The sequence below is a fragment of the Halorubrum orientale genome (genome assembly GCF_059623105.1).
Map to the genome: position 1 here is coordinate 300,929 of NZ_JBSPSR010000004.1, position 17,798 is coordinate 318,726.

The window sequence follows — 17,798 nt, forward strand, 5'->3', positions numbered from 1 at the left end:
CTACGGTGTGCGTGAACCGATAATAATTCTTTGACCCACGCGGATATATCACGCCCCTTCGTCATTCAGCAACCGCTCTGGATAGAGGTCAGAGATTAGTCCGATAATCTGGTATTCGAGTTGTTCGAGCGGAACCTCAAAATCGTGATATAGGCCGACATCCTCTTTTCGCCACGCCTTCGTCCAGAAGTACGTCCGTCGTCGGAGTTGTCTCCCCTCGTTGAAGAGCCGGTCGGCCCACTTCTCATACTTCTGCTTCTGGTTCTTGTCGTGGTCGAAGATGATGGCACTCAGATTCCCGATGTGGTAGTAGTGTCCGTCTCCCCATCGGGCGAATTTGCCGGTACTGTTTCCTCGAAGACCACGTAGATTTGCGCTCAAGCCTTCACCGTCTCTCCCGTACTTGCCGGCCTTCCCAACGTAGAGAGGAATGAGGTCTCCATCCACCATCCAGTACATCAAGTAAATCAGGCCGTCGTAAGTGTCGTCAGAGGTCGACCAATCGTTGATGGCCTTGCGACCCTCTTCTCGAACGAGGGTTTCCATTTCCTCGCTTCGCCTCAGGATTCGTCTGTCGTCTTTGCCGTAGTTCTTGTACTCGACAACCCGATTCTCGTTAGTCTCGAAGAGAGGGATAGGGCTCTCTGTGTCGACATAGCGGTTAGTCCAATCCTGCCATATCCCCACCTTTGTAGTCATACTATTTCCCACGAGATGACGGCTCCCCGTTGATGGACTGGATGACGTAGTCCATTGAAGTGAGCCACGTTCCTCGTCTCAACCTCGAAGTCATACCAGTAGTCGACATCAAGAGCAAACTTCTCTGCGACAGCTTCGGGACTCATCCGCTCGTATGACTCGTCTTCGGGCTCGTAGTATAGGCCAAGTAGTCCGCCGTGTTCCTCAAAACCTGCCTCGTAGAGCTTTTGAGCGTCTGTCAGGAGGGTCGATGTCGTTCGTTCGGGGAATGGACTGAAGACCTTCGCAAAACTGTTCGGGTCGATATTTCCGTTATCGTAGCGGAATCGAAGGAGCTTCGCCTCGACCGGAATCTCGGTCTCCTCGCTATCGATGAAGAGGTCGACCCGTTGCCCTCCATCGATGTACGGCTCTTCAGTCTTGATAGAGTAGCTGGTGTTTCCTTCGAGAGCATCTCGGAGCATCTCGACTTGTCGCTCCTCCTCGAAGGGGCCGACACCCGCTTGCCATCGGTCGTGTTCCGCCTCTGCGTCTACTGCTGGAACCACCGAAGCGAAATCGTTTGCGAGATTCGTGAGCAAGTCCGACGTATCCATTACTTGCACAGAGGGCGACGGTCGTTTAATTTTCTTACCCCGCGTGGAGACTATATCTATTCCCGATTCGGTTGAAACTACGACAGGGTAGAACAATACTTTTAGTGATTGCCAGAGAAGAGTATGGTAACTAATAACAGATATGTCGGAAACAAATGAGCAGAGAAGGGCTTCAGAACTCGCACAAGAATTGGAAGAAGATACCAGTCGACTAACCGAGTCTTATCAAGGTGATGGTACTACCAATCAGCCAATTATCGAATATCTTGAAGAGAATGAAGATATTAAATATATCTTCACGGCTTCGATAAAAGCTATTGCTGTTAATGACAAAGGTTCTGGTGAAACACTACCTAAAGATGGAGAACCCACCTATGTCCTCACAGAGTCCAGAATCTTGGGTATAATGCCTAATGAAGAGGGTGACAAAATATACGAGATACCATTTGGTTCAGTATTAGATGTCGAAAATCATTTTGGGTGGACAAAGTGGAGAATGGAAATTAAAACGAATGATAATAATTACCATCTCTGGATTTCACCATCGGATAATCAGAAAGAGACGGTGAATAACGCAAGAGATTATATTCTCGAAAAGGCTGAGAAAAAAAGGCCAGATTCGAGTAGTGATAGTGATAATATAGATGAGGAGAGAACAAATTTAGATAATAGTCAGGAATCTCAGCAAAGTCCAATTGATACTGATAATATCGACCCAGAATACTCGTTCACGGCGAAAAAGAAGGGGATGAAAATTGAGGAGGACGGCGAAACAGTCCATCTTACTTCTGAAAAAGGTTCAAAATCAAAGTTCGAGTTTGCCGGTAAGCAATTTATTGCTACGATTCCACAAGAGTCAGACGATGAAATATTTGTAGTTGATTATGAGTCTATAGATGATGTCGGGTTCTCATCGGGTTTTCGTAAGAATAGGATAGATATCCAAACAGAGAATAAGCTATATAAATTCTGGACGAAAGATAGTGTCGATTCAAATGAACTAATGGAGCTTATATCAGAAGGTGCTGTTACAGAGTCGTTCACAGTAAATGACCTATTATTTGAGGATGAAAGCATAGAGAAGGAATACAACCTTAGTAAAAATGGAGTTAACCTGATAAATGCAGAAGAAGGTGAAGATATCAAATTGATACCTTCTGATGGGAATGAAGCAAAGCTTGTTTTCACTGACAATCGGTTTCTGTCGGTAGTCCCTCAATATCTGGATGACAAGAAATTTTCTGTTAGTTATGATTCGATAATTGATGTAAAATATGAAACAGGACAAATCACTTTGTACGCTCCACCTGAAACATATCTGTTTTACGTTGGAGACTCCATTCGTGAAAAGAAATTAATCCGATTCATATATGATAAAATAAAGGGGAACGGGTCCAATAAGCTCGCTGAAGAAATTGATAACGACGAGAAGATTAAGAAAATAACTACAGCAAAGAAGCACGGAATAGAAATTAGAGGGAATCATACAAAACCGGAAACCTTTGAGGCCAAATTTGTGTTTACCGATAGTAGATTCTTATCCTATATTCCACGTAAAGAGTCAAGTAAACTCTCCATCTTAGACTACGATTCGATAGTTGATTTTGAATCATCTTCTGGAATGACAAAAAACCGTATTGATATACATCGTGGTTCGACGACCTACAAATTTTGGACAACTGACAAGCCATCTCGTATAATAAGATTCCTGTCCAGTAACGCAGGTCGGGAGAGGTTTGAGCTTGTAGAAAGTGACGATGAACAGGGGACACTGAGGATTGAGGGATGGACGAAGGGGTCATCAGATATAAATGCTGATGTCAACGCTTCATCGAATTCGAAGGGAAAATCGTTTGGCGTGCAAGGAGGCCCATTCTTTGCTTCCAAGACCGCTTCCAAATCCTCAATCAAAGGTGACATATCTGGAGAAATAACCGATAATACCTACACGGCTGAGATAGAAAAGTTGAAGATTTATAAACAGAATCTTACTTTGAAATCTGGTGTGGAGCTTGATATCCATCTTTCAGAGATAGGAAATGTATTCAAGCAACAGAACGGGCTTATTATAGAAGTAGCAGGCACAACTTTTAGAATGGGTGACCTTCCGAGCGATGCTAAGGTCAGCGAAGCAGTTAGCTACATAAAAGAACATATGACGAGTTCTGAGGAAGAGATAGAAGCCACAAGTTCAGCTGAAAAGGATGAAAATGAAAATAAAGACGAATATGCTGACTCAGCGAACGTAGACACTGCTGAAAAACTCAGGGAACTGAAAGGGCTACACGAAGATGGTATTCTAACTGATGAAGAGTTTGAAACAAAGAAAGAAGAACTTCTTGACGACTTCTGATTAGTCGCGGCTTCGGTTCCTCACTTCGACCGAGACAAGTCGATTGTCCCAGAAGACTGCCTTGACTATCACCTCATCGGCTCCGTCTGTCTCTTCTCCGATAATCGTCTCACCACACTCCTCGCACCACACTCGTCGGAGTACCCACCCATCTCGGTCATAGCGAGTGGCATACGCTTGCACAAGGTCGCCAATCCGAACACGCTTGTTACAGCGGTCGCAGATGTGACCCGACCGAACTCCGTTGAGAGCCTTCGCAGGATTCGACCGGCTCATTCCTCACTCACCTCAGAGGTAGGATTCGGCTCTTCGAAGCCGTCACGATAGCACGGCCAGCAGGGAAGCTCCTCGAAGAGAGGGATACAGTCGCAGTCATCCGGTCGCTCGTCCGAGTGGTCGCTTTCCTCTGCTTCGACCGTTACGCCCCCATCTGCCCTCATCGCTGGCTTATCGCTCGCTGCTTCAAGAACAGGCTCACGAATTGCCACAGCGACCATATGTTTACAGGCGCCATCCTGATACTCGTAGGCAGGGCAGGTACAACTGAAGGGAATCCCACCCTCGACGTGAACCGTGTAGGTGTGTTCTTTCGGCTCATCGTAGGAGCCGTTCACGACTTCGACTTTGCCACCTTCGAGGAGGGTGAACTCGAACCCTTCCCACGATGCGCGCTTTTCAATCGTGGCATCAGCATCCAGTACTTCGAGAACTTCGGAGGGAGCTAATTCCGACATGATTACCCCTCAATGAAGGTCGTGAACTCGTTGCCACACTCACGGCATCGGTGGGTGAAGATGAGCGAATCGGAGTAGCCCCGTCGCTTGCTCGTCGTGATAGCCTCGATTGAACAGAGGCAGGGAACGCCTGAATCGAGACGGAAACCCGGTAGTTGTCGCAGTCGTTCGATTTGCTGTTCGTCAAGTTCTTGACTCTCGTCGTTCGTAGTTGGCATTGGCTTTCTGCTCCAAAGAAGGCCACCGTCCGCCTGCTACAACAGGCGGGCATTTTCCGAGCGATATACCCCGAAGGGACGGCTTCCTTCTCACCTTATCCTGCATAGGCTAAAGTAATAAACCTTTGCCTTCGGAGGAAAGGGTTATGTTAGTGCCTGAGAGATGTGCCAATATGACGAATCCAGAGCGAGACCCTGAATCGGGAAAACTAACCGAACGGTATTCTGATGAGGATTTTCTCGAAGCCGTCGCGGAGCTTGAACCAGCAAGTACACGGGAAATTGCTGAAGCGGTAGGATGCTCTCGACGTAACGCTGATGTCCGATTGAGAAAACTCGAAGAGGCTAACCAAATACGAATGAAGAAGGTCGGAAATTCGCTGACGTGGTTTTCGGTAGAGTGAGTTTTATTTTTTAAGCGATAGCGCGCGAAGCCGTATATTATACAGGCCACCCCTTTCGCGAACCTACCCCTCGCTGGGGTAGGGTAAATGCGCTTGTTAACAGCCCCCACGGGTGAAGACTTGAGCCAAGAGAACCGGCTATTCCCGAATTTCTTCTCACCTCAAAATGCGGTCAGTTTGATGCGTGAGTCTTCCCACCAAGCTGAATACCGGGGGGTGTCACAAGTGTCACACTTTTCTCCCAATTGGGTCGGATAAGAACTCTCGGTACTGTTGTGGATATGGATACCTCAAAACTGTCGTGACACGGTAGACACCCACCGGTAATCAGTCATCACTGCTGTCGATAAACAAAAATGTGCGCTAATGTTGATATATGGGAGACGCCCTATGTACACCGGCTATATCTCTCCTGTCCCCGCTCTGTCTTTTATAAGGGCCGACGCATATAGTATATAAACGAGGACAAATCGGGGACACCCCCAATAGATGAGTTCTGTTCTGTCCTCAGTGTAAATCTATGCGCGATAACGAAATTCGTCTATCTGATAGCGAGAAGCAACGGTTGAAACAGTATCGAGATACACGGTTCGACAAGACAGTACCCTACGGATTCATCGTGGGGCGAATACTCGATGAGGTGGCTGACGAATGACGGAAGAATTGGTCGAAGCAGTCGAAGAAGACACGTCGCTCTTCTCGGTCGAGAAGGAGACGACTATCCGATTCTCGAAGGCTGATGACTGCGCCTCAGTCTATACGGAAGAAGCGGGCCTGATACGACGATTGCTCCGTCACCCTCATTTCGAGGTCGACACCCTTCGAGTCAATACGGACGATGCTGTGGGCAAGCAGGTCGCTCCCAACGACTTCGAGCAGGGTTCCATCACGGGAGTCGACGGAAACATCCCGGTCGAGGCGCTGGTCCTCCAGACATCGCTCCGAGAGACTTCTCAGCACTCTGCACTCGTTCCAGAAGGCGTCCTTCGAGAAGAAGCGACGACTGATTGACCGAGGCTGATTCTCCTGCCTTCTTCGAGTGATGTCTTCAGCAGATAACGTTGGCGCGAATCCAAAATCTACCTCTCCAGATGAGAATATTCCTTTCGAGGAGCGGCCCACTACTCGCGCTGATGGGTGTAAACCAGAGCCGCTCGACGATTCCGAGGAGGACTGTTACCGCCTTCACGAACCGATAGCTGATGCTCCGTCGATGGTGGGAGACGACCGCTATCTCGAAGAGGGTCAGCCGATGACAGCGTTCGAGGCAGTCGGTTCCTACATCAAGCGGCGACACGGTGAGAACGTTTCTGCCGAGAAACACGGCTTCACGAAGACGCGCCAGTGGCGACGAAAGCGCCAGTACGCACTTGGCAAAGAGATGGATAGACAGCTCCTCGATGAATACGATGAGCCGACGACTGTCCTCCTGTCATTACGTGTCTCGCCTGCCCACAGAAGGCGTCTGACACTGCTCACAGGCTTACACGAGGCGATAGAGCCGACCATTGGACAACTCCGCTATCGCCTTCAGGGAGCGGCTGACGCCCCGCTCTCGTCTGATGAGTGGGAGTACTTTGCTGTCATCGCGGGAACCGAGGAACGGGCAACACCCCATCTACACATCTTGGTCTACTGCGATGGCAACATCTCGCGCCAGCGGTTCGCTCCCGCCGTCGAGAAATTCGTGGCGAAATGCCCCTTCGCGCCAGATGATAAGCGTGGCAACTCGCCAGAGGGCGGGGCTATCTCTCTTCGTGGAAACGGGAGCGACAAGATTCCACGGATGGATGGTGAGCCTGCCGAAAGTGCTGGTGCTACCTACGTCCTCACGCAACTCCCGCACCTTCGAGATGTAGATGAGATGGCGCGAGATGAGCTTCTCCATTCTTCAACTGTAGATGCGTGGAATGGGAACGCCTTCCGCAAGAGTCAGTACACGGTTTGGGACGATGCGGATGAACCATCGGCTGAGGAGGTTTCGGGAGTAGAGCCAACGTCATCTGCTGAGAAGAGTGATGCCCTCTCCGAAACAGAGCGCGAGTTCGTTGAGCAGTACGTGGAGCAACTTGGAAAACCAAATCGAGAGGTCATCCGAGCGAACATCGAGCGGAATCGAGATGAGTTCGACGAAGAACCAGATAGGGAGAAAATCATCGGCTCAGTCATGAATGAGGTTAAGTCAGAAGCGGAGGGTGATTGACCCACAAAAGAACAGTCATAATTATGGTAATAGCGCCCACACGGGGCAGGTGTAGTTAACGAGTCTGACTGTAAATTATCGAAATCTGGTATTTCCTATATATGTGTTAGAAGGCCTAATAGCCGCTAATATGGGCATCAAAAGAATTTCATCTTTTGCTAACCACGGGACGGGGGCAGGCTCCAAAATGGTATCAGAGAAATAGTCAGTAGCGGTACCTTTATGATGTAATCGCCCGTGTGTTTAGATGCGCCTCACCGAAAACAACAAGGCGCGTGAAACAACGATGACAGCAGACTACTTCCACGAAGAGCGGCAGGTACGTCGCTCGCAGATGCCTTCGAATCACTCGACAGCCACCCGTCACGACACACCAAACACGGATTCCACTGAAACCACCAGAATCCCCAACAATCCAACAATGAACTTTCAAACCTACACGCAGAGCGAGCCGAATCAGTATCAGAACAGCCGAACGCAGTCGTGGGGGGTCGAACGATGAGTACACAGGTCTCGGCAGATGAGGTGCAGGAGGTAGACGAAGGCCACGCTGTCCCCGACGAGCTAAGAGAACTCGACCAGTGGGTCTGCTGGGAAGAGGTCGGGACTGGCGAACGCAAGCGGAAGATGCCGCGAGTTCCTGACGAGAGCGGAGAACCCGCCAAAACAAGTGACCCATCGACGTGGGGCAGTTTCGATAAGGCGTATAACGCCTGTCAGCAACGGAAAGGGGTCGGTCTCGGCTTCGTACTCACCGAAGATGACCCGTACCTCGCTGTCGACTTCGATGACGTGCGAGACCCTGATTCGGGCGAGACCGAGGACTGGGTTCTCGAAGCAGTCGACCGATGGGGGGCTTACACTGAGATTTCCCCCTCTGGTACAGGCTTACACGTCTGGCTGAAAGACGTGACTGAGCCAGAGTGGTGGGTCGATACAGACCACATCGAGGTCTACGATTCGGGCCAGTACATCACGGTCACAGGAGAGCACTTCTCCGACACTCTAACAAGGTGCGCCACTCCCTCGAATTTCGAGACGTGGTTGGAGAGCCACGCCGAGTTAAACGTGCCTGAGCCGCCGTCCCAAGAGTCGCAGGGCGAATCGGGGGAGTACGAGGTAGACATCAACCTCGACGTGCACGATGTCCTCAGCCGTGCCTCGTGTCCCGAAGGCAAGCGTGTCAGCCACCCATACCACGATTCCAGAACTGGAGAGAACTTTCAGGTCTTCGATGGTGGCGAAGCGTGGTACTGCTATCGCCACGAGGTGACTGGCTCTGCACTCCATCTCATCGGGATAGAGCAAGGGGTCATCGACTGCGGCGACCTAAACCGAAAGCTCACCGACAAGGAGTGGGCTAAAATCTTCGAAGCCGGTCGAGAAGCAGGCTACGACTTACCCGAACCATCGGACGAGAGCGACTCCTCTGCTCCGACGAACATCGTAGAGGCACTCATCGAATCGCAGGAGCGGTGGATTTCGCAAGCGGAGAAGACCATCACTGTGTGGGACGTAGGCGAGCAAGATGCCGCCGAGGTGAAGGAGATATTCGAGGAGCAATCGCTGGACTCTGACGAGTCTCTGGAGATAATTCAAGGACTGGATGGTGAGTATTCCAGCGCATTCAGCGACTTCTTAGACGAGCCTGATGAGTGGACTGTCGAAGTCGCAAGCCCCGATGACAAGTGGCGAGAGGTGCGTGGATGGTACAGTGAGGATGGTGAAAAGAAGTACGCTCGTGACTTCGCAGTCAGGCTCCTCCGCGAAGAGTACGACTTCATCACGGTGAAGGACAGCGAGCAGATGTACTGCTACGACGATGAGACGGGAGTGTACGAGAGCGATGCTAAGAAGGTCGTGAAACAGCGGTTAGAGGAGATGCTACGGAGCCACTACTCCAAACACGAGGTGCGAGAAATCCTCGCCCGCCTCTCGTCGGGTAGTTACATCGACCGAGAGGAGTTCGGTCAGAGCGGGTCGCAGGTCTGTGTCGCCAACGGTGTCCTCGACATCGAGGCAGGAGAGCTGTCGGACTTCCACCCGAACTACAACTTCCGGTCTCGTCTTCCCGTCGAGTACGACCCCGACGCAGACTGCTCGCAGTTCAAGAGCTTCCTCAAAGACGTCTGCCCCGACGACAAGATTCCGATGCTACAGGAGTTCGTCGGATACTGTCTCCAGCCACGGATGCACCACAAGAAGGCGCTCCTCCTACTCGGCCCTACTGATGCAGGGAAGAGCGTCTTCCTCGACGTGCTCGAAGCACTGTTCGGAACCGAGAGTACCACCAGTCACTCGGTGCAGTATCTCGCCAACAACCGATGGGGAGAGGCTGACCTCGTAGGAAAGATAGCCAACATCCGTCACGACCTCGACTCGTCGGCCATCGAGAACGCTGGCAAAATCAAGGAACTCACAGCAGGTGACCGAGTTCGCGCCGAACGGAAGCACGAAGACCCATTCTTCTTCCAGCCGAGAACGAAGCACATCTTCTCGGCCAACCAACCGCCAGCACGGACAAAGGAGGATAGCGGCTTCTGGAACAGGTGGCTCACGGTGGTCTTCCCTGAGTCCATCCCCCGCAAGGAGCAAGACCCACGCCTGATAGAGAAGCTGACGAGCGAGGAAGAACTCGCGGGTGTGCTAAACTGGGCTGTCGAAGGATACCAGCGACTCGAACGACAGGGGCAGTTCACGAACGAGCCTCGCCCGATGGAGAATCGTCGGCTGTGGGAGCAGTACGGCAACTCCATCGAGCAATTCGTCAGTCAGCATCTCGAACGAGAGCCGAGTGAGTTCGTTCGGAAAGACGAGGCGTATGATGCCTACAAGAAGTTCGCCAAGGCTGAGGGTATGGAGGTGGTCACGAAACACAAATTCACCTCCGAACTGAAGGAGAAAGGAGCCTCGGTCAATCAGCGGCGATTCGACAGAGAACGAGAGCGTGTCTACACAAGCTTCCAGTGGTCGGGCGAGAGACCAGACGCTTCGGCTACAGAAGAACTGGAGGGTGACATCGAAGAACTGTTCGGTTAATCGGCTGGTGGTCGCCTTCTGAATACCGTGGGGGGTGTCAGAGGTGTCACGAGTCTCTCCCAATTAGACCCTGTAGGAAGTGGTGATGAGAAATCACAGTACATACGGTGAGAAAAGTCGTGACTGTTGTGCCCCCCACCGGTATTCCCTAACCCATCCGGTTTAGAGCATCCCGTCTATCGTCTGGAGGGGCGTGGTCATAACGGAGTGTTGTCTTCGAGGAGCGATGCCGGAGTTGGGCTTGAGCCGCGGCCAGTCCCTCTTCTCGCGTCATAAATGTCCCGACACTGTGACGAATCGAGTACCAGCTTATGTCTCGATTCTCGGTGTCAATCCCCGCCTGTTCGCATACTCGTCGGAGGATGTGATTCAGTGCGTGACTTCCGTAGGGGTTCGCCTGTCGAGTGAGCCAGAGGGTGTCCGTGTCTTCGTACATCTCGTACTGTTCTCTTTCATTCAACCAGCGAGACAACGCTTCTGCGGTCCTATCTGTTAGGCTCACTGTCCAGTTGTCGACGTTTTTCGAACTCTCTTCTTTTGGGATGCGGAGCACTCGGTTCGGCGCGTCGACCCAATCGGCGGTAGCACGTTCGACCTCAATCGGGCGGAGACCTGTATCGAGAGCAGTCCAGATGAGCGAAGGGAACTTCCAAGAGTTCGCACGGTCGAAGTCGTCGGGGCCAACTTCGCCCTTCGGTTTTACGAATCGTTGCGCGAGATACTCCTTCCAGTGGTCGCGCTCTTCTGGAGAGAGCGAATTGTATGACGGAACTGAACCATACTCTAAGACCGCTTCCCGAATCTGCTTGCGCTCCTCAACGGAAAGGTAGTCACGCGGGTTCGTCGTACTGGTATCGTTCGAGAAGGTGAGTTCTGGGTCCCACTCCGCTTCATCGAACTCCCACGCGCGCCATCGAAACAGGGTCTTCAGTGCCTTCATCATATTCGCCTTCGTGTCCTGTGAGGCGTCACTGTATGCCAGTTCACGCATATACGTATCCGCGTGCTCGTGCGAGACGTGCGTGGTGTATCCGTCTTCTTGCTCCCATACCCATCGGTAGAACTTATCGACCCTCGCACAGCGGATGTCTGCTGTCGTTTCAGCATATCCTTCGCCGCGCTCTGGGTCTTTTCCGAGGTTGAGTACCCACTTGATGAATTTCTCCCGATGTGCTCGATAGTCCGAAACCTGGCGTTCTGCAAGCTCTTCTTCCGTTGGCTCAGTTATGAGCGGAATCCCGTGACGGCTCGGGGATGACTCACCCGAACCTGTTTCCTTGGCTTTCGTCATCGCGTGTCTCCGTTGGTCGGAGACGAGGAAAACCGCAATACGGCAGAGGAATGGTAACGTCCTGACGGAGATTTGAACTCCGGTCCCTGGCTCCGCAAGCCAAGAGGATAGTCCACTACCCTACCAGGACTCATATACATCTATCGGGGAGTCACATAAGACGGTTACGGTCCGGTGACATCCTCGCCCGCCGTGAACGGCGGGATTCTCTCGCTGATTAAAGATAGTCGCCGTGGGCAAATATCGCATACGAGAGCCGACTCCTTATGTACGAACCCGGCACCACTCGATGTATGCTGAAGCACTGCAGTCGGGAGCGCGTCATCACGAACCCGCTGGATGCGGCCACGAGATCGGTGCAAGGACAACGCTTATTCGTCGAGTCGACCACCGACGAGGTACGCGTATGGGAGCCATAGAGGACGTCTACGAGGACCTCGATACCGACGTCGAGTTCGAGGAGTTCGCGGCCGCAGTCGAGGACAAAGTCGAGCAGATGGGCGGTTTGGCGGACGAAGAGACCGCCGCGATGCTCATCGCTCACGAGCTCCGCGACGAGGAGGCGGACACCATCGCGGACATCGAGCCCGGCATGAACGAGGTGAAATTCCTCGGGAAGGTCACGGCCATCGGTGACGTCCGAACCTTCGAGCGTGACGGCGACGACGGTGAGGGCCGCGTCTGTAACGTCGACGTCGCGGACGCGTCCGGCTCGGTTCGAGTAGCGTTGTGGGACGAGATGGCGGCAGCAGCGGACGAACAACTCGAGGTTGGCCAGGTGCTCCGGGTTATGGGTCGGCCAAAAGAGGGGTACAGTGGGCTCGAAGTGAGCGCCGATAAGGTCGAACCCGACGACGACGCCGAAGTCGACGTACAGGTGCTCGACACATATCGTGTCGAAGACCTCTCGCTCGGCGCGTCCGACGTCGACCTCGTGGGGCAGGTCCTCGACACAGACTCGGTGAGGACGTTCGACAGAGACGACGGCTCTGAAGGGCGGGTCGCAAACCTCACGCTCGGCGACGAGACCGGTCGCGTGCGGGTGACGTTGTGGGACGAGAAGGCAGCCCTCGCGACGACGTTCGACGCCGGCGAAGTCGTCGAAGTTGGCGATGGATACGTCCGTGACCGCGACGGCGACCTCGAGCTCCACGTCGGCAATCGAGGAACCGTCGAAGCTGTCGACGCAGACGTCGAGTACGTGCCAGAGACGACCCCGATCGGTGAGGTGGAGATCGGACAGACCGTCGATATCGACGGCGGCGTCATCGAGACCGACCCGGTGCGGACGTTCGACCGAGACGACGGTAGCGAAGGGCAAGTCAGAAATGTGCGGTTGAAAGACGAGACGGGTGAGATTCGGGTCGCGCTGTGGGGAGACAAAGCCGATGCGGATATCGACTTAGCCGACCGCGTCGTCGTCACCGACGCGGAAATCGGCGACGGCTGGCAAGACGACCTTGAGGCGTCCGCAAACTGGCGATCGACGGTAACTGTACTTGAGGATGCCGACACGAGAGCAGGCGCATCGGAGACCAATCCGGACGCAGCAGGAGCGAACACAGCAGACGGTGGACTTAGCGAGTTTGCCGACGGCGGCGAGGCGACCACCGCCTCAACTTCGACCGATGAAGCGTCGACAACAGCTACGGCAACGGACGAGGACGGCCCGGCAAAAGACGATGGGGAGACGACCGTAGACGAGACGGAGTTCACCGGGACAGTCGTACAAACCGGAGACCCAATCGTATTGGACGACGGCCAGCAGACGCGTCAGGTCGAGACCGATGCGTCACTTCGACTCGGCGAAGAGGTTACTGTCCGTGGGCCAGAACGGGACGGGACGATACACGCCGCGGACGTGTTCTGATCGCCGATTCACGAGGTGAGGATAGAGTGACCCGGCGTGGCTACAAACCGCACCCAGACTAACATCCGGAGCCGACTGTATAGTGACTGCCGGCATCGATGAGGCGACGCGCACACGATCGGCGAGGCGGCCGTTCGGGCACGGAGACGCCGGTAACGGAAAGCGTTATACGCTGGACGGACACGTCTGTGTGTATGAGTGTCGAGTTGCCGTTCGCGCCGGTCGATCACATCATCCGGCGGAACGCCGGCGAGCTTCGCGTCAGCGCCGACGCGGCCGAAGAGCTCGCTCGGCGGATCCAGACACACGGCGCGGAGCTGGCGATCGACGCGGCTGAGCGCGCGACCAAGGACGGCCGAAAGACGCTGATGGCGGGCGACTTCGGCGTCGAGCAAGTGATACCGCGCGAGGAGCTGTCGCTACCGGTCGCTCCCGTCGACCGGATCGCTCGGCTTCGGATCGACGACAGGTACCGGGTGGGCGTTGACGCGCGGATCGCGCTTGCAGACATCCTCGAGGACTACGCGGACAACGTCGCGGCCGCTGCAGCGAGGCTGGCACGACACGCCGACCGACGAACGGTACAGGCCGAAGACATCGAGACATACTTCGGACTGTTCGAATAGATGCGCTTCGGCTACAGCGAGGCGTGTCTCGCACACGACACGGGCGACCGTCACCCGGAAAACCCGGACCGGCTACGGGCCATCCGCCGCGGGCTCGCGAAGCGACACGGCGTCGAGTACACCGATGCGCCGCCGGCGAGCCACGAAGCGGTGACAGCCGTACACGACGATGACTACGTCGACGAGTTCGAGGCGTTCTGTGCCGACGGCGGCGGCAGTTGGGACCCAGACACCGTCGCCGGTGAGGAGACGTGGGACGCCGCGCTCGCATCCGCCGGACTTGCAGCGTGGGGCGCTGGGGCCGCTCTCGACGGAGCAGACGGTCGCCAGACACCGTTTGCGCTCGGGCGGCCACCGGGACATCACGCGGTCGTCGACGACGCGATGGGCTTCTGTTTTTTCAACAACGCCGCGGTCGCCGCCCAACAGGTGCTTGATACGGGGGATGCGGCGCGCGTGGCAATCTTCGACTGGGACGTCCATCACGGGAACGGCACCCAAGACATCTTTTATGACCGCGGTGACGTCCTGTACGCGTCGGTTCATGAGGACGGACTCTATCCCGCGACCGGCGCAGTGAGCGAGACCGGGGCGGGCGCAGGTGACGGCACTACGGTCAACCTTGCGCTCGCGGCGGGCGCGGGCGACGCCGACTACCAGTACGCGATCGACGAGGCAATCGCGCCCGCACTCCGACAATTCGACCCCGACCTCCTCATCGTCTCCGCTGGGTTCGACGCCCACCGTCACGACCCGATCTCGCGGATGCGCGTCTCTTCGGAGGGATACGGACTCATGGCCGACCAGCTTCGGACAGTTGCAGCGGAAGTCGACGCTGCCGTTGCGTACGTCCTTGAGGGAGGGTACGGCCTCGACACGCTCGCCGACGGGGTGTCGATGGTCCACGAGACGTACGACGGCCGCGATCCCATCGAGCCCGACGATCCTGTCGACGAGACGACGAAGACGAGTGTCGAGACGCTCCGCTCGACCATAGATCTGTAGTACCAGACGATCGTCCACATCTCCCTGCGGTGGCGCGCGCCTCGCGAGCCGCGAAGCGTGCTCGCGAGCGCGTGCGAGGGATGAGCGAGTCGCTGCGCAGGCGACTCGCGAATCGGCTGGGGAGGGTGTGGCTAATTGGTGCCCGGAGGCCGTGCGGTCGTGTTGGGTGCACTACCACTGTCACATACGTATTGGGGAGGGGGTGGCTGAAAATTGTGTCCGGAGGCCGTGCGGTCGTGTTGGGTGCACTACCACCGTCATATACGTATTGGGGAGGGGGTGGCTGAAAATTGTGTCCGGAGGCCGTGCGGTCGTGTTCGTCACACCCCCTACACCAGCGTAACCGAGCAAATTAGTCAAAAGAGCCGCGACCGGTGTGCGTACGTCAGAGACTCGCGAAGACACTGCTCAACAATACATCACACTCTCGAACGAGAGATAAGACGCCCGGAGCGGGATGTGAACCCCACTCGTTCCGCTCGCTTCACTCCCTGATTCAAATCCCTGCGGAACGATTCATCGCCGCCAATATCGACTCGCTTCGCTTGTCGGTTGGCGGCGGCAGAATACACGCCCGGAGCGGGATTTGAACCCGCGTCACGACCGTGACAGGGTCGTATGATGGGCCACTACACCATCCGGGCAGACAGCGACGGCCCCGAAAATGGGGACGCCCGGAGCGGGATTTGAACCCGCGTCACGACCGTGACAGGGTCGTATGATGGGCCACTACACCATCCGGGCGCGTCGCAATCTGTCGTATCCGTGTCTGGCAGTTAAGGCTTGCCATCGGCGGTGAGGGTGGGGGGTGATCGAACGGGTCGGCACGCTTTTGTGGATGCGTGTGAATTAATCGCCTATTGGTTGCCCGTCGCGGAGAGCCACGCACAGCGAAGTTGAAAAGCCTTATCTGAGTGCGGTTAATAACAGACTGTAGTATCTCGTGATAGCTTCTCCCCACCACCCATGGTAGACGTAAGTCAACACGAACTCGTCCCGGAGCACGTCCTGATCGACGACCCCGATGAGATTCAGGCGATACTGGACGAGTACGACGTTAGGAAAACTGATCTGCCGAAGATCAAGCGCACCGATCCCGCGACCCCCGACGACGCCGAGGTTGGGGACGTGGTGAAGATCATTCGCGACTCGCGAACGACCGACCAGGCGGTCGTGTATCGATTGGTCCTCTCATGAACCGACAAGACCGACGCGTGGTGTCGAGAGAGTACTTCTCAGACGAACGGCTCGCCGAACACCACTTCCGCTCGTTCAACAACTTCCTGCGCCGGGGCATGCAGGAAGTCGTCGACGAGAAAGAGACCATCGAGACCGACATTGGCGACAAGGAGGGCCAAGAGCCGGTGTACGTCGAACTCGGAGATGTGCGGATGGTCACCCCGCGCGTCCGTGAGGCCGACGGCTCCGAGGAGCTGTTGTACCCACAAGAGGCGCGGCTCCGGAACATCACCTACTCCGCGCCGGTGTTCATGGAAATGTCCATCGTCCGCGGTGGCGATGAAGAACCAGAGACGGTCGTCGACAGCACGGAGACGAAGGTCGGTCGGATGCCGGTCATGGTCGGTTCGACCAACTGCAACATGGCCGAGTTCAGCGACGACGAGCTCATCGACATCGGCGAGGACCCGGTTGACCCTGGCGGCTACTTCATCGTCAACGGGTCAGAGCGGGTGTTGATGACGAGCGAGGACCTCGCACCGAACAAGATCCTCGCGGAGTACGACTCGAAGTACGGCGACGAGATCCAGGTCGCAAAAACGTTCTCCCAGCGCCGCGGGTACCGGGCACTCGTGTTGTGTGAGCGGAATCGTGAGGGGCTACTCGAGGTGTCGTTCCCGTCGGTCTCGGGCTCGATCGACTTCGTGACACTCGTCCGCGCGCTCGGACTCGAGTCCGACGAGGAGATCGTCCACCGCGTCTCAGACGACCCCGAGATCGTGAAGTTCATGCTGGAGAACTTAGAGGAGGCGTCGGTCCAGACCACGGAGGAAGCCATCGAGACGCTCGGTGAGCGCGTCGCCTCCGGGCAGGGGAAGAACTACCAGCTCAAGCGCGCGAACTACGTCATCGACCGATACCTGCTCCCACACCTCCACGAAGAGGGCGTCGACGAGGAGGACGTCCGGATCAACAAGGCGTACTACCTCTGCCGGATGGCCGAGGCGTGTTTCGAGCTCGCGCTTGACCGGCGTGAAGCGGACGACAAAGACCACTATGCGAACAAGCGGCTGAAGGTTTCCGGTGACCTGATGCGTGATCTGTTCCGGACCGCGCTGAATAAACTGGCACGCGACGTCAAGTACCAGCTCGAGCGGGCGAATATGCGAAATCGCCAGCTCACCGTCAACACGGTGGTTCGTTCCGATGTGTTGACAGAACGGCTCGAACACCCGATTGCGACCGGCAACTGGGTGGGCGGGCGGTCAGGCGTCTCACAGCTCGTCGACCGGACGGACTACATGGGTGTGCTCTCACACCTTCGGCGGCTGCGGTCGCCGCTGAGTCGCTCACAGCCGCACTTCGAGGCACGTGATCTTCACGCGACTCAGTGGGGTCGCATCTGTCCCTCCGAAACGCCGGAGGGGCCGAACTGTGGGCTGGTGAAGAACTTCGCGCAAGCGATGGAGCTGTCACAGACGGTCGAGGACGAACAGGGGCTGAAACGAGAACTGGCGTCGATGGGTGTCGAGGGGATCCCCGGCATCGAGGGCGTCGAACGACAGACGGCGGACGACTGAT

General features: G+C 55.4%; 16 protein-coding genes and 3 tRNA genes. 11 read left to right on the top strand and 8 right to left on the bottom strand.

The features are described from left to right. Nucleotides 1-48: 48 nt before the first annotated feature. Nucleotides 49-699, bottom strand: a complete 651-nt coding sequence (locus ACWUI7_RS06395) for a hypothetical protein (RefSeq protein ID WP_496641383.1) — start codon at nt 697-699, stop codon at nt 49-51. Next, nucleotides 696-1,295 (bottom strand): transcriptional regulator, encoded by a 600-nt coding sequence (locus ACWUI7_RS06400; RefSeq protein WP_496641384.1) that lies wholly within the window; start codon nt 1,293-1,295, stop codon nt 696-698. Before ACWUI7_RS06400 ends, ACWUI7_RS06395 begins: the two co-directional genes overlap by 4 nt. 142 nt (nt 1,296-1,437) lie before the next feature. Between ACWUI7_RS06400 and ACWUI7_RS06405 the strand changes: the two genes are divergently transcribed. Next, on the top strand, nt 1,438-3,648 hold the full coding sequence (locus ACWUI7_RS06405) for an SHOCT domain-containing protein (protein ID WP_496641385.1): 2,211 nt from the start codon (nt 1,438-1,440) through the stop codon (nt 3,646-3,648). Here the strand turns inward: ACWUI7_RS06405 and ACWUI7_RS06410 are convergent, their stop codons facing one another. Beyond that, a complete protein-coding gene (locus ACWUI7_RS06410) occupies nt 3,649-3,924 on the bottom strand; it encodes a DUF8112 family protein (protein WP_496641386.1) in 276 nt (91 codons plus the stop codon). Then, the gene (locus tag ACWUI7_RS06415; RefSeq protein WP_496641387.1) at nt 3,921-4,382 is read right to left on the bottom strand and encodes an SWIM zinc finger family protein; all 462 of its coding nucleotides are present in this window, start codon (nt 4,380-4,382) and stop codon (nt 3,921-3,923) included. The genes ACWUI7_RS06410 and ACWUI7_RS06415 overlap by 4 nt, the downstream gene beginning before the upstream one ends. A 391-nt stretch (nt 4,383-4,773) precedes the next feature. Here ACWUI7_RS06415 and ACWUI7_RS06420 point away from each other — a divergent pair, with 391 nt between their 5' ends. The 5 genes from ACWUI7_RS06420 to ACWUI7_RS06440 all read left to right on the top strand — a co-directional run bounded on the left by ACWUI7_RS06420 (nt 4,774) and on the right by ACWUI7_RS06440 (nt 10,246). Beyond that, a complete protein-coding gene (locus ACWUI7_RS06420; protein ID WP_496641388.1) occupies nt 4,774-5,004 on the top strand; it encodes a transcriptional regulator in 231 nt (76 codons plus the stop codon). A 651-nt stretch (nt 5,005-5,655) separates the two neighbouring features. Continuing rightward, the gene (locus ACWUI7_RS06425) at nt 5,656-6,015 is read left to right on the top strand and encodes a hypothetical protein (RefSeq protein WP_496641389.1); all 360 of its coding nucleotides are present in this window, start codon (nt 5,656-5,658) and stop codon (nt 6,013-6,015) included. Between the two features lie 202 nt (nt 6,016-6,217). Continuing rightward, on the top strand, nt 6,218-7,207 hold the full coding sequence (locus ACWUI7_RS06430) for a hypothetical protein (protein ID WP_496641390.1): 990 nt from the start codon (nt 6,218-6,220) through the stop codon (nt 7,205-7,207). Nucleotides 7,208-7,454: 247 nt separating this feature from the next. Continuing rightward, nucleotides 7,455-7,709, top strand: a complete 255-nt coding sequence (locus ACWUI7_RS06435) for a hypothetical protein (RefSeq protein WP_496641391.1) — start codon at nt 7,455-7,457, stop codon at nt 7,707-7,709. Beyond that, nucleotides 7,706-10,246: a phage/plasmid primase, P4 family gene (locus ACWUI7_RS06440; protein ID WP_496641392.1), complete on the top strand. Its 2,541-nt coding sequence runs from the start codon at nt 7,706-7,708 to the stop codon at nt 10,244-10,246. The genes ACWUI7_RS06435 and ACWUI7_RS06440 overlap by 4 nt, the downstream gene beginning before the upstream one ends. Nucleotides 10,247-10,394: 148 nt before the next feature. Here ACWUI7_RS06440 and ACWUI7_RS06445 read toward each other — a convergent pair whose 3' ends face one another. After that, entirely contained in the window at nt 10,395-11,537 is a 1,143-nt protein-coding gene (locus ACWUI7_RS06445) for a tyrosine-type recombinase/integrase (protein WP_496641393.1), read from the bottom strand. A gap of 57 nt (nt 11,538-11,594) precedes the next feature. Continuing rightward, nucleotides 11,595-11,667: transfer RNA gene (locus ACWUI7_RS06450), tRNA-Arg, on the bottom strand. Nucleotides 11,668-11,943: 276 nt separating this feature from the next. Between ACWUI7_RS06450 and ACWUI7_RS06455 the strand changes: the two genes are divergently transcribed. The 3 genes from ACWUI7_RS06455 (at nt 11,944) to ACWUI7_RS06465 (ending at nt 15,038) form a co-directional block, all read left to right on the top strand. Then, the gene (locus ACWUI7_RS06455) at nt 11,944-13,407 is read left to right on the top strand and encodes a single-stranded DNA binding protein (RefSeq protein WP_496641394.1); all 1,464 of its coding nucleotides are present in this window, start codon (nt 11,944-11,946) and stop codon (nt 13,405-13,407) included. A gap of 194 nt (nt 13,408-13,601) precedes the next feature. Then, nucleotides 13,602-14,033, top strand: a complete 432-nt coding sequence (locus ACWUI7_RS06460; protein WP_496641395.1) for a histone — start codon at nt 13,602-13,604, stop codon at nt 14,031-14,033. Next, nucleotides 14,034-15,038 (top strand): histone deacetylase family protein, encoded by a 1,005-nt coding sequence (locus ACWUI7_RS06465; RefSeq protein ID WP_496641396.1) that lies wholly within the window; start codon nt 14,034-14,036, stop codon nt 15,036-15,038. Nucleotides 15,039-15,609: 571 nt separating this feature from the next. On the opposite strand, the gene ACWUI7_RS06470 is transcribed toward ACWUI7_RS06465, so the two are convergent. Together ACWUI7_RS06470 and ACWUI7_RS06475 are read right to left on the bottom strand one after the other, a co-directional pair. Beyond that, a tRNA-Asp gene (locus ACWUI7_RS06470) sits at nt 15,610-15,682 on the bottom strand. Between the two features lie 27 nt (nt 15,683-15,709). Beyond that, nucleotides 15,710-15,782 (bottom strand) — tRNA-Asp (locus ACWUI7_RS06475). 222 nt (nt 15,783-16,004) lie between these two features. Between ACWUI7_RS06475 and ACWUI7_RS06480 the strand changes: the two genes are divergently transcribed. Next, the gene (locus ACWUI7_RS06480) at nt 16,005-16,235 is read left to right on the top strand and encodes a DNA-directed RNA polymerase subunit H (RefSeq protein ID WP_435161464.1); all 231 of its coding nucleotides are present in this window, start codon (nt 16,005-16,007) and stop codon (nt 16,233-16,235) included. Further along, nucleotides 16,232-17,797, top strand: coding sequence for a DNA-directed RNA polymerase subunit B'' (locus ACWUI7_RS06485; RefSeq protein ID WP_496641397.1), 1,566 nt, complete (start codon nt 16,232-16,234; stop codon nt 17,795-17,797). Before ACWUI7_RS06480 ends, ACWUI7_RS06485 begins: the two co-directional genes overlap by 4 nt. The last annotated feature ends 1 nt before the right edge of the window (nt 17,798 follow it).